The organism is Bradyrhizobium arachidis, from assembly GCF_015291705.1.
GTDB lineage: Bacteria > Pseudomonadota > Alphaproteobacteria > Rhizobiales > Xanthobacteraceae > Bradyrhizobium > Bradyrhizobium arachidis.
In genome coordinates this window covers 2,599,550-2,612,410 of sequence record NZ_CP030050.1, presented here as the reverse complement: position 1 = coordinate 2,612,410, position 12,861 = coordinate 2,599,550, and the positions used below count along the sequence as shown (strand labels likewise).

At 67.2% G+C, this 12,861-nt stretch carries 9 protein-coding genes; 7 read left to right on the top strand and 2 right to left on the bottom strand.

Annotated elements, in window-relative coordinates; genetic code table 11:
• Window positions 1-92 precede the first annotated feature (92 nt).
• The 7 genes from WN72_RS12015 to WN72_RS11985 all read left to right on the top strand — a co-directional run bounded on the left by WN72_RS12015 (window position 93) and on the right by WN72_RS11985 (window position 10,790).
• Window positions 93-1,091: an AAA family ATPase gene (locus WN72_RS12015; RefSeq protein WP_027564341.1), complete on the top strand. Its 999-nt coding sequence runs from the start codon at window positions 93-95 to the stop codon at window positions 1,089-1,091.
• A complete protein-coding gene (locus tag WN72_RS12010) occupies window positions 1,091-2,035 on the top strand; it encodes a DUF58 domain-containing protein (RefSeq protein WP_092218113.1) in 945 nt (314 codons plus the stop codon). Before WN72_RS12015 ends, WN72_RS12010 begins: the two co-directional genes overlap by 1 nt.
• The gene (locus WN72_RS12005) at window positions 2,032-4,845 is read left to right on the top strand and encodes a DUF4159 domain-containing protein (RefSeq protein ID WP_092218114.1); all 2,814 of its coding nucleotides are present in this window, start codon (window positions 2,032-2,034) and stop codon (window positions 4,843-4,845) included. Before WN72_RS12010 ends, WN72_RS12005 begins: the two co-directional genes overlap by 4 nt.
• Window positions 4,846-4,852: 7 nt before the next feature.
• Window positions 4,853-6,916 (top strand): hypothetical protein, encoded by a 2,064-nt coding sequence (locus tag WN72_RS12000; RefSeq protein WP_092218115.1) that lies wholly within the window; start codon window positions 4,853-4,855, stop codon window positions 6,914-6,916.
• Between the two features lie 402 nt (window positions 6,917-7,318).
• On the top strand, window positions 7,319-7,723 hold the full coding sequence (locus WN72_RS11995) for a DUF2946 domain-containing protein (RefSeq protein ID WP_092218116.1): 405 nt from the start codon (window positions 7,319-7,321) through the stop codon (window positions 7,721-7,723).
• Between the two features lie 148 nt (window positions 7,724-7,871).
• Window positions 7,872-10,235: a TonB-dependent receptor gene (locus WN72_RS11990; protein ID WP_092218117.1), complete on the top strand. Its 2,364-nt coding sequence runs from the start codon at window positions 7,872-7,874 to the stop codon at window positions 10,233-10,235.
• A gap of 297 nt (window positions 10,236-10,532) precedes the next feature.
• Entirely contained in the window at window positions 10,533-10,790 is a 258-nt protein-coding gene (locus tag WN72_RS11985; protein WP_167381032.1) for a hypothetical protein, read from the top strand.
• A 247-nt stretch (window positions 10,791-11,037) separates the two neighbouring features.
• Here WN72_RS11985 and WN72_RS11980 read toward each other — a convergent pair whose 3' ends face one another.
• Window positions 11,038-11,553 carry a GNAT family N-acetyltransferase gene (locus WN72_RS11980; RefSeq protein WP_027564335.1) on the bottom strand — a complete coding sequence of 172 codons (516 nt, stop codon included), beginning with the start codon at window positions 11,551-11,553 and terminating at the stop codon, window positions 11,038-11,040.
• Between the two features lie 51 nt (window positions 11,554-11,604).
• Window positions 11,605-12,774, bottom strand: coding sequence for a hypothetical protein (locus WN72_RS11975; protein WP_027564334.1), 1,170 nt, complete (start codon window positions 12,772-12,774; stop codon window positions 11,605-11,607).
• Window positions 12,775-12,861: the final 87 nt, after the last annotated feature.

The window sequence follows — 12,861 nt, the reverse complement described above, 5'->3', positions numbered from 1 at the left end:
TTCCTGCAAGTCTAGCATAGGGCCCATGATCCAGCCGACGTGCTGATGTGACGACGCAAGCGAGCCGAAGGACCGGCTGAAGGAGCGAGCGAATGGCGGAGAGTGTCGAGAAACTCGAGGACGGGATCGTCCGTTCGGCCGAGCAGGTGTCGAGCCAGATTCGCGCGGCGAAGGAGGCGATCGGCTCCGTCATCTTCGGCCAGGATCGCGTCGTCGAGAACACGCTGGTGACGATCCTCTCCGGTGGCCATGCGCTGTTGATCGGCGTGCCCGGTCTTGCCAAGACCAAGCTGGTCGAGACGCTCGGCGTCACGCTCGGTCTCGATGCCAAGCGCATCCAGTTCACGCCCGATTTGATGCCGTCGGACATTCTCGGCGCCGAGGTGCTGGACGAGAGCACCGCCGGCAGGCGCGCCTTCCGCTTCATTGCGGGCCCGGTGTTCGCGCAGCTGCTGATGGCCGACGAGATCAACCGCGCCTCACCGCGCACGCAGTCGGCGCTGCTCCAGGCGATGCAGGAGCAGCACATCACGGTGGCCGGCGCACGTCACGATCTGCCAAAGCCCTTCCATGTGCTGGCGACGCAAAATCCGCTGGAGCAGGAAGGTACCTATCCGCTGCCGGAAGCGCAGCTCGACCGCTTCCTGATGGAGATCGACGTCGACTATCCCGATCGCGACGCCGAGCGCCGCATCCTGTTCGAAACCACCGGCGCCGAGGAGACGCTCGCCAAGGGCTCGATGAGCGCGGATGCGCTGATCACCGCGCAGCGGCTGGTGCGCCGCCTGCCGGTCGGCGATTCCGTGGTGGAGGCGATCCTGTCGCTGGTGCGCTCGGCCCGTCCGGGCGCCGAGAGCGGCGAAGCCGGCAAGTTCATCGCTTGGGGCCCCGGCCCGCGCGCCAGCCAATCCCTGATGCTCGCCGTGCGCGCCCGTGCGCTGATCGACGGCCGCCTTGCGCCTTCGGTCGACGACGTGCTCGACCTCGCCGAGCCCGTGCTGAAGCACCGCATGGCCTTGACGTTCCAGGCGCGCGCCGAAGGCCGCACGATTCCGGACGTGATCAAGCAACTCAAGACACGGATCGGTTGATGGCCGCAGAGACCGGGCACACAGCAAAGGAGATCATCGCGATCCGACGTGCCGATGGCGAAAGCCGCACGCTCGCCGCTTCGCTGCCGCGCCTGGTGCTAGAAGCCCGCCGCATCGCCGCCAACGTCATCCACGGCCTGCATGGCCGCCGCCGTGCCGGCTCCGGCGAGAATTTCTGGCAATACCGCCGCTTCGTCTCCGGCGAGCCGGCGCAGAACGTCGACTGGCGCCGCTCGGCGCGCGACGACCATCTCTATGTCCGCGAGCTCGAATGGGAGGCGTCGCACACGGTCTGGATCTGGCCCGACCGCTCGCCCTCGATGGCGTTCGCCTCGAAGGCCGCGCGCGAATCCAAGCTGGAGCGCACGCTGATCGTGGCCTTCGCGCTGGCAGAGCTACTGGTGTCCGGCGGCGAGCGCGTCGGCATTCCCGGCCTGATGGCACCGACCGCGAGCCGCAGCGTCATCGACAAGATGGCGCAGGCGATGCTGCATGACGATGCCGACCGGCTCAGCCTGCCGCCCTCCTTCGTGCCCGCGGCGCTGGCCGAAATCATCGTGCTGTCGGATTTCTGGTCGCCGATCTCCGAGATCAAGACCACGCTCGCGGGCCTCTCCGGCTCCGGCGCACACGGCACCATGGTGCAGGTCGTCGATCCCGCCGAGGAGTCGTTCCCCTATTCCGGCCGCATCGAGTTCGTCGAGCCCGAAGGCTTCGGCGTGATCACCGCCGGCCGCGCCGAGAGCTGGGCGCAGGATTACACCGCGCGCCTCGCCCTGCACCGCGACCAGATCCGCGCCGAGACGAGCAAGCTCGACTGGCTGTTCACGACCCATGCGACCGACCGCTCTGCGGCCGAGCTGTTGCTGTATCTGCATGCCGGCATGCAGGTGAGCAAGTCGGGCGTCCGAACCACCACCATCAAGGCGGGGCCGGCCGCATGATGGGACTGCCGCTCGCCTTCACCGAACCGCTGCTCCTGATCGGCCTCGTCAGCCTGCCGGTGCTGTGGTGGCTCCTGCGCGTGATGCCGCCGCGGCCGCGCCGCATCGAGTTTCCGCCGACACGCCTGTTGTTCGACATCGCACCGCGCGAAGAGACGCCGTCGCGGACGCCGTGGTGGCTGACCGCGCTGCGGCTCCTGGCTGCGGCGCTGGTCATTTTCGCCGCCGCCGGCCCGATCTGGAATCCGCAGACCGGGCTTGCCGGCAGCAAGGCGCCGCTGATGATCATGTTCGACGACGGCTGGAGCGCGGCCTCGAACTGGGACATCCGGATCCGGGCCGCCGACGAGCTGATCGCCAATGCCGACAACGACCGCCGCGCCATCGCGCTGGTGCCGCTCTCCGAGCCGAACCGCGACATCACCCTGATGCCGGCGGGCGCGGCGCGCGTCGCACTGCGGCAGCTCGCGCCAAAGCCCTATTCGATCGACCGCGTCGAGACGCTGAGCACGATCGACCGTTTCCTCAAGGCAACCGGCGACTGCGAGATCGCCTGGCTGTCGGATGGCGTCGACACCGGCCGCGGCGAGGAATTCGTAACTGGCCTCGGCAAGACCATCGGCGACCGCAGCCTGACCATTTTCGAAGGCGGCACCTCCGCGCCGCTGGCGCTGGTCGCGGCCGAGAACGCCGCCGCCAAGATGACAGTGAAGGTGCTGCGCACCGACAGCGGCATCGCCGCAGGCACCGTGCGCGCGCTGGACCAGAAGGCTTCCCCGATCGGCGAAGCGCGCTTCTCGTTCGGCTCGCAGGACAAGGAGACCGACGCCGCGTTCGACCTGCCGGTCGAGCTGCGCAACGACATCACCCGGCTCGAAATCTCGGGCGAACGCTCCGCCGGCGCGGTGCAGCTGCTCGACAAGCGCTGGCGCCGCCGCGCCATCGGCATCGTCTCGGGCTCGACCAGCGAGACCGCGCAGCCGCTGCTGGCACCGACCTTCTACCTCACCCGCGCGCTGGCGCCGTTCGCCGATGTGCGGCTCGCCGACAAGGGCTCGCCGCAGCAGGGCATCACGCAGTTCCTCGACCAGAAGCTGCCGATGATCATCCTCGCCGATGTCGGCACCATCGCGCCGGAGCTGCGCGAACGCCTCAACGCCTGGATCGACGGAGGCGGCGTGCTGGTGCGGTTCGCAGGGCCCCGCCTCGCGCAGGCCGAGGACGATCTCGTGCCGGTCAAGCTGCGCAAGGGCGGCCGCACGCTCGGCGGCAGCCTGACCTGGGAGAAGCCGCAGCATCTCGCCTCCTTCGCCGCCGACGGTCCGTTCGCCGGCGTCGTCGTGCCGAAGGACGTCACCGTGAGCCGGCAGGTTCTGGCCGAGCCGGACGCCGTGCTCGCCACCAAGAGCTGGGCCTCGCTGGAGGACGGCACGCCGCTCGTCACCGGCGAGCATCGCGGCAAGGGCCTCGTCAGCCTGTTCCACGTCAGCGCCGACATGCGCTGGTCGGATCTGCCGATGTCGGGCACCTTCGTCGAAATGCTGAGGCGCGTCGTCGACATGTCCGGCTACACCGCCAAGCCAGGCGCTGGCGTTGCCGCCGAGGCCACCACCGAGACGGTGGCGCCGCTGCACATCCTCGACGGTTTTGGCGCCTTCGGCCCGCCGCCGGCGACCGCGAAGCCGCTGCCTGCGGATTACCGCGACCGCGCCACCCCCGATCATCCGCCCGGCTTCTATGGTCCGGCAGAAGGACCGCTTGCCGTGAACACGCTTGCTGCCGCCGACCGCATCGCCGCCCTGAACACCGCGAGCCTGCGCGCCCGGCACGCCACCTACACCAATGCCGAGCCGCGCGACCTGCGCGGCTGGCTGCTGTCGAGCGCGCTGGCGCTGTTCCTGATCGATGCCATCATCGTCGCGGTGCTCGGCGGCGGCCTCGCCGCACTGCTGCGCCGCCGCGCCGCGACCGCAACGATCGTGCTTGGCCTCATGCTCGCAGGCCTCGCGTCGCTCTCGCCCTCGCCGTCGCGCGCCGACAGCGCCGCGGACGATTTCGCGATGAAGGCGACCTCGCAGACCCGCCTCGCCTATGTCGTCACGGGCAATGCCGACGTCGATTCCATCGTCAAGGCCGGCATGTCCGGACTGACGCTGTTCCTGGCGCAGCGCACCGCGCTGGAGGCCGGCGATCCCGTCGGCGTCGATCCGGCGCGCGACGAGCTCGCCTTCTTCCCGCTGATCTACTGGCCGATCGTGCCCGGCGCGCCCAAGCCGCCGCAGGACGCCATCAACAAGATCGACGCCTACATGAAGCAGGGCGGCACCGTGCTGTTCGACACCCGCGACGCCATCGAGGCCGCGCCCGGCGACAACGGCGGGTCGCAGACCCCGGCGATGCGGACGTTGCGCGAGATCCTGTCCTCGCTCGACGTCCCCGAGCTCGAGCCGGTGCCGCGCGAGCACGTGCTGACCAAGACCTTCTACCTGCTGCGCGACTTCCCCGGCCGCTTCAGCACCGGCCAGACCTGGGTCGAAACCCTGCCGCGCGAAGAGGATGACGAGGCTGCGCAGCGGCCGGCGCGCGGCGGCGACGGCGTCTCGCCGATCATCATCACCTCGAACGATCTCGCCGGCGCCTGGGCGGTGCGGCCCGACGGCCAGGCCATGCTGCCCGTGGTCGGAGGCGACCCCCGCCAGCGCGAATTCGCCTACCGCGCCGGCGCCAACATCGTGATGTACACGCTGACCGGCAACTACAAGGCCGACCAGGTGCACGCACCGGCCCTGATCGAACGGTTGGGGCAATAGGATCGATATGAATTACGGCATCGCCTTCACGCCGCTTGTTCCCGCGATCGTGCTGTGGATCGCGCTCGCGGCGATCGTGGTCATCGCACTTCTGCTGCTGGTGGCGCGTGCGCGCGGCGCGGCCGTGCGCGTCGCGGCGCTGGCGCTGTTCCTGCTGGCGCTCGCCAATCCGTCCTTCACCCGCGAGGACCGCGATCCCCTCACCTCGGTCGCGGCCGTCGTCGTCGACAAGAGCCCGAGCCAGAACTTCGGCAACCGCAATCGCGAGGCAGCCCAGGCGCAGGAAGCGCTGGTCGACGGCCTGAAGAAAATCAAAGGACTCGAGGTCCGCGTCGTCGACGCCGGACAGGCCGACGGCGAGACCGACGGCACACGGCTGTTCGGCGCCCTCGCCTCGGCCCTGTCGGACGTGCCGGTCGACCGTGTCGCCGGTGCGTTCCTGATCACCGACGGCCGCGTCCACGACATTCCCGCCAGTGCCGCCGCACTCGGCTTCCAGGCACCGGTGCACGCGCTGATCACCGGGCAGAAGGACGAGCGCGACCGCCGCATCGCGATCACGGCAGCGCCGCGTTTCGGCATCGTCGGCCAGAGCCAGACCATCACCTACCGCCTCGACGACCAGGGCGTCTCCGGCGAGCGCGCCAAGGTCACGGTGCGCCGCGACGGCGAGACCATCAACGAGCGCACGCTCTCGAGCGGCCAGACCGCCAGCGTCGAGGTCGACATCAAGCATGCCGGCCCGAACATCGTCGAGATCGAGGCCTCGCCGCTGGAACGCGAGCTGACGCCGGTCAACAATCGCGCCGTGGTCGCGATCGACGGCGTGCGCGACAAGCTGCGCGTGCTGCTGGTCTCGGGCGAGCCGCATTCCGGCGAGCGCACCTGGCGCAACCTCTTGAAGTCCGACGCCAGCGTCGACCTCGTGCACTTCACCATTCTGCGTCCGCCGGAGAAGCAGGACGGCACGCCGATCAACGAATTGTCGCTGATCGCGTTTCCGACCCGCGAGCTGTTCCAGCAGAAGATCAACGAATTCCAGCTGATCATCTTCGACCGCTACGCCCGCCAGGGCGTGCTGCCGATCGCCTATTTCGACAACATTGCGCGCTATGTGCGCAGCGGCGGCGCGGTGCTGGTCTCGGCCGGTCCGGACTATGCCTCCAACACCAGCATCTGGCGCACGCCGCTGGATTCGGTGCTGCCGGCCGAGCCCGTCGGCGTGACCGAGAAGCCGTTCTATGCGCATCTCTCAGACATCGGCAAACGCCACCCCGTCACGCGCGGGCTGGAAGGCTCGGCCAGCGAGCCGCCGCATTGGAGCCGGTTCTTCCGCACCGTCGACACCCGCAACGCCGTCAACCCGCCTGTCATGACGGGCGTCGACGGCAAGCCGCTGCTGTTCCTGTCGCGCTTCGGCGAGGGCCGCGTCGCGCTGCTGCTCTCCGACCACATCTGGCTGTGGGCGCGCGGCTATGAAGGCGGCGGCCCGCATCTCGATCTGCTCAGGCGGATGTCGCACTGGCTGATGAAGCAGCCTGATCTCGACGAAGAGGCGCTGCGCCTCCAGGTGCAGGGCAAGGATCTCATTGTGGTGCGCCAGACCATGGCGGACAGCGTCCCGCCGGTCAGCGTGACCTCGCCGTCGGGCGTGTCGCGCGACCTGACGCTGAGCGCCGGCGATCCCGGCGAGTGGCGTGCCAGCCTGCCGGCCAATGAGCTCGGCCTGTGGCAGGCCACCGACGGCACGCTGAAGGCGCTGATCAATGTCGGCCCGACCAATCCGAAGGAGTTTTCGGAAGTCACCTCCACCACCGAGACGTTGAAGCCGCTGACGCAGGCGACCGGCGGCAACGCCGTGCGCGTCGTCGACGGCAACAGCGTCGAGCTGCCGCGCATCGTGCCGTCGCGCTCGGCGAGCGTCTTCGCCGGCGACGGCTGGATGGGCGTGCGGATGCGCGACGCCAGCGTCGTGAAGGGCGTCGGCGTGCTGCCGATCTTCGCCGGCCTGATCGGCCTGTTGCTGCTGCTCGGCGCGTTTGCGGCGACGTGGGTGCGCGAAGGGCGGTGATTTCCTAACGTTTGATTGGATCTGCTTGGCGCCCCCAACGCCGGTGCGTTCCCTCCCCCCTTGTGGGGGAGGGCTAGGGAGAGGGATAGCCCAGCAAATGGTGCCGGACGTTGGCGATGCGTCGCGTGTGGGTGCGCGACGGAAAGAGTCCCCGTGCGGCACCCCTCTCCCTGCCCCTCCCCCACAAGGGGGGAGGGAACGGAGAGAGCAACGCTGTTGGCCCAACTCGATTCGAGTTCATCTTCTCATCGCACTAGAGTTGCCCGAACGACACATCGGGCCGGCCGCCTGCGTGCGCGGCTCCGCTCACCGTTGACATCCCCTCACTGATCAGGCGATGTTACATTATAACATCGCGACCGCCTGCAATCGGCGCCGCGCGATGCGGGGTGGCGTCTGCAGATGAAGTGGTTCCGGTCGAATATCAGGCACGGCGCCCGGCTCGCGTTGTTCGCGATGCTGGTGCAGCTCGCGCTGACCTTCGGCCACAGCCATTGGTTCGCGCAGGCCGCGCCGCTTGCGGCAGCCTCGCTTCAGCAGACCGACAGCGGCAAGGCTGTCGCTTCGAGCGACCGCACTGCTGTCCAGAAGCAATCGCCTGGAAGCCCCGACCGCGAACAGCCGGGCGAGGACAATTGCGCGATCTGCGCCGTGGTCGCGATGGCGGGCACCGTCGTGTTTGCGACGCCGCCTCTGTTGCAGCTGCCGCAGGCGACCGAGCTGCTCTACCGCGCCCTCGACGCCGAATTCACCCATCTGGAATCGGCCCGCACGGCGTTCCAGCCGCGCGCCCCTCCCGCGTCCTGACTTCCAACATCGCTTGATCACACCCGGGCTCGCCGCTTTCAGGCGATCGCCTGGGAGCCGTTGAAGTCGAATTCCGTCGCGCCGCGACGGCAGGCCGCCTCCGATCAGCACACCATCACGCGGACGGCGCCTGACTGGAATCAGGACCATGTCATTTGAATTGCGACGCGCGCAGCGCCTCGGCGGAGCGAGCCTGCTCCTGCTCGGTGCCGCCGCCACCCCGGCGCTGGCCCAGGACAAGCCGGTGGCCACCGAGCTTCCGTCCGTCACCGTGACGGCCCCGAGCCCGATCGTGCGCAGAGCGGTGGTGCCGTCCCGCACCCCCGGCCGCGCCACACGAACCGCTCGGGAGCGAAGCCGCGAACGCACGGCCGAGGCCGCGCCGGCAGCACCGCCGACTGCCGCGCCCCAGCAGGGCGTGCTGCCTATCGTGACCAACCAGTTCGCCACCGTCACCGTGGTACCGAACGAGGAGATCCGCCGCGAGGGCGGCGGCCAGCTCGGCGATCTCCTGTTCTCCAAGCCAGGCATCACCGGCTCCAGCTTTGCGCCCGGCGCCTCCAGCCGGCCGATCATCCGGGGTCTCGACGTCAACCGCGTCGGCATCGTCGAGAACGGCACCAATTCGGGCGGCGCCTCCGATCTCGGCGAGGACCATTTCGTTCCGATCGATCCGCTCGCGACCAACCAGGTCGAGGTGGTGCGCGGGCCGGCCGCGCTGCGCTACGGCTCGACCTCGATCGGCGGCGTCGTCAGCGCTACCAACAACCGGATTCCGGATGCGCTGCCGTCCTGCGCTCCCTCGTTCCAGAGCTACGGCCTGCCGACCAAGGCGCCGCTCGCAACCGCCGGAACCTCGCCCTGCGTCACCGCCGAGACCCGCAGCGCCTTCAGCTCGGTCGATCGCGGCGTCGAAAGCGGTGTGCTGCTCGACACCGGCGGCGGCAATTTTGCCTTCCATGCCGACGCCTATGGCCGCAGCACCACGGACTACGGCATTCCGAGCTATCCCTACCTGACCGACCAGACGCGCATCATTACCAACGGCCGCCAGCCCAACTCGGCGACGCGGTCGGACGGCGCCTCGATCGGCGGCTCCTACTTCTTCCAGGGCGGCTATATCGGCGCGGCAATCACGCAGAACGACTCGCTCTACTACATCCCCGGCATCGACGGCGCCGACCACAACACGCGGATCGACGGTCACCAGACCAAGATCAACGTCAAGGGCGAGTACCGGCCCGATGCCACCGCGATCGACACTATCCGCTTCTGGGCTGGCGCCACGGATTATCGACACAACGAGATAGGCCTCGCCGATCCCGCCGATCCCAACACCGACGGTGTGCGGCAGACCTTCACCAACAAGGAGCAGGAGATCCGCACCGAGGTGCAGCTGATGCCGTTCAACGCGCGCTTCGCCGAGGTGACGACGGCACTGGGCTTCCAGGTCGGACACCAGGAATTGACCGCACCGAGCCCCGACAATCCCGGCACGCTGTTCAACGGCTTGTGGGACCCCAACAACAACACGCGCGTCGCCGGTTACGCCTTCAACGAGTTCAAGTTCACGGATGCGACGCGAGCCCAGATCGCCGGCCGCATCGAGCATGTCGAGCTGCACGGCACGACGCCGAATTTCCCGGCCGACTACCTGCCCGACGGCACGCCGCAGGTGGCAATCGCGCGCAATCCGTCGTTCACGCCGAAGAGCGGCAGCATCGGCCTGTTGCAGGACCTGCCGGGCGGCATGGTCGGCAGCATCACCGCGCAATATGTCGAGCGCGCGCCGAAGCCGGCCGAGCTGTTCTCGCGCGGCGCTCATGATGCAACCGCGACGTTCGACATCGGCAATCCGAACCTGAAGATCGAGACCGCGAAGTCGATCGAGGTCGGCGTGCGCAAGGCGACGGGGCCGTTCCGCTTCGAAGCCACCGTCTACTACACGCATTTCGACAATTTCATCTATCGCCGCCTCACCGGCGTGATGTGCGACGACGATTTTGCCTCGTGCGGTGCGCCCGGCGCCGAGCTGAACCAGGCGGTCTATTCGCAGCGCAATGCGAATTTCCGCGGCGGCGAATTCCAGTCGCAGCTCGATGTCGGCGCGTTCCAGGGCGGCATCTGGGGCATCGAGAACCAGCTCGACGTGGTCCGCGCCACCTTCACCGACGGCACCAACGTGCCGCGCATTCCGCCCTTGCGCATGGGCGGCGGCGTGTTCTGGCGCGACGACAACTGGCTGATGCGGGTCAACCTGCTGCACGCCTTCGCGCAGAACAACATCGCCGCGATCGCGGAGACGCCGACGCCCGGCTACAACCTGCTAAGGGCCGAGGTGAGCTACAAGACCAAGCTCGCCCCCAACTGGTTCGGTGCGCGCGAGATGATGGCGGGCATCACCGGCAACAATCTCCTCAACGAGAGCATCCGCAACTCGGTGTCCTACACCAAGGACGAAGTGTTGATGCCCGGCATCGGCGTCCGGGCGTTCGCGAACTTCAAGTTCTAGGTCATTGCGAGCGCTGTAGCCTGGATGGAGCGAAGCGAAATCCGGGACAGCACCTCTGCAGCAAAACGCTTCCCGGATTGCGCTACGCTCCATCCGGGCTACGAGGCTAGACAGTCGAAGTACGAAACTGCGCTTCTGCGGCATCGCGACCGGCCAGCGCTGCGGACCGCCGAGAGCCTGGTGCGAGGCGCGCTGGGAGCATTTTCTGCGTCCGTCGATATTGATCTGAATCAACCTCTTTCACGAGATGCCGTGGCCCTCTGCCCAGGACGTGGATTTGATTGCAGGAGAATTCATATGTTCTCAAATGCATCGTACGTCCTCATTCTTGCTGTTGCCGCTCTCGCAACGACCGACACCGCATCTGCCGGAACGGCAGCTCATGCTTCACCGAAGAATACGATCGGCACAACCAGACCCAAGGTGCCATTTGCGCTCGATGCCCCTTCGGCAGCACGCGGCTTTGTGTTGCGACAGGATCTGTTCGATCGCGCCGCTCCCAACAATGTCAGGTCTGATTGGCCGGCTCCGCCGGCGCAGCCGGGACAGTTTTAGAGATGGAGAGCTAGACGAGACGGCAGCCCAGCAACAGCTCGGCACGGTGTGGGCGACGACCAAGTCCACTGTCCGTGATGCCTGCGAGGGCGAGGCGGTATCAGCGGGATCCCAGAGCTATGTCGATCTACTTACCTGCATCCAGATGACGGAGACGGCGAGTGCGCTGTCATCGCCCCCGCCGCTCAGAGGTGCGAGCAAAAATCGCAACAAGCAGTAGCGAACACATTCCTTTCGACCCGCACCGCTACCCCCGCGCCTTGCTCCAATCGGGCACGACCGTCCCCGACACGCCCTCGAACGCACCTTCAACCAGCTCGTACACCAGGACGCGGGCGGCATCGACCGGGCCCGGCATGATGACGCGGCCCTTCGGCACCGGCTTGAAGCCGACGCGGCTGTAATAGGCCTCGTCGCCGACCAGCAGCACGATGGCGTGGCCTTTCTCCTTCGCGTCCTTCAACGCGCGCTCCATCAACTGACGGCCGATGCCGCGGTCGCGGAACGGCGGCTCGACGGTGAGCGGCCCGAGCATCAGCGCCTTGGTCTCGCCGATCAGGATCGGCAACTGCCTGACCGAGCCGACCAGCAGCGTGCCGATGCGCGCGGTGAAGGAGACGTCGAGCAGATGATCGACATGCTCGCGGATGCGATAGGCGCTGAGCACGAAACGGCCGGGGCCGAAAGTGCGCTCATGCAGCCGCTCGATGGCCTGGGCGTCGCCGGCAGCTTCTGGAAGGATGGAGAGCGAGAGATCATTCATGTCGGCATGCGTCTTCGAGCGAAGTGGACCTGTTCGCGTTCGGAAAACGCGTCAATGCGGGATGCGGGATAACATCTCGCGCGGCCGCGGTCCATCGGACTTCTGGGCGATAAATCCCCGCGCCGGCCCGCGGGTGAGGACGGCGGCGAACAGCAGCGTCCACAGGGACAGCATCAGGATCGGGATGATGTAATACTGCGTGAAGACCGGATGCGTGGCGAAGAATGCCAGATTCAGCGCCAGGTTTCCGGCGACGAGCAACGCGAGTTGCCTGACGCCCGCATGGTCACCGAAACGCCACAGCAGCGCGGTGCCGGCACAGGCGACCACCATCAACGGGAACTGCGGGTCGCGGAGATAGGCGGCCAGCACCGCGGGATCGAGATATGGTGCCGCGGTATCCTGGCCGCCATAGGCCGAGACCAGCGGATGACCCGAATTGACGAGGTTCGCGGCGAACACCGGCAGCAGCCCGACGAGGAATGCAAGACCCAGCGCAAGGCCCGACACGAAGCTCTCGCGGGTGCGCCAGACCAGGAACGACACGCCGAAGAACAGGAAATAGCCGGCCGCAAGAACGATGTTGGCGATCCGGAAGCTCACGGACAGGCTGAGCAGAAGACCGACGATGGCGATCATCAGCAGACGCCTTCTGTCGCCAATGAACAGTCTTGCAGTCAACAGACCTGTCAACGCGCAGACGACCATGGTCGGCGCCATCGAATAGCTCGCCTTGGTCGGATTGATCATGAAGTAGATCGCGAGCGCGCCGAACACTGCTGCAAGCGTCAAGGACCCGGGCTCTCGCGCCCGCCATAGTCCATACAGCGCAAAGCCGGCGATGATGACATTGGCCAGCACATAGAGCGGAATGACCTGGAACCCTTCCGGAAACAGCGCCAGCACAAAACCCGTGCCCGGCGGCGGCGTCATCACCCATTTGCTGCCGTCGGCGGTCTCGGTGTGGCAGGGCGCCCGGGTCGGCTCGTTCCAATTCGGAAAATCGATGCTACGCAACTTGCCCGCGAGATAGCCGTCGGTTTCGTGGGCGAGACTGGTATCGATGCCGGTCCAGCCGAAACGCTGGAAGAGATGCGCCTGCCGGAGATAGCAGATGTCGTCATAGACGCCACGGCTCTCGCTCCAGTGCGAGATCGCCCGAACATTGCTGGCCAGAATTGCCAGAAACAAAAGCGAAAAAAATACTCTAACAGCTCTCATGGATGCCTGCCGGGCGAGCCGCCACAGCTTGAAAAGGGCTCTGCCGCCTGTACAGGAAAAGCACCGGCAAGTATAGCAAGAGTGGGG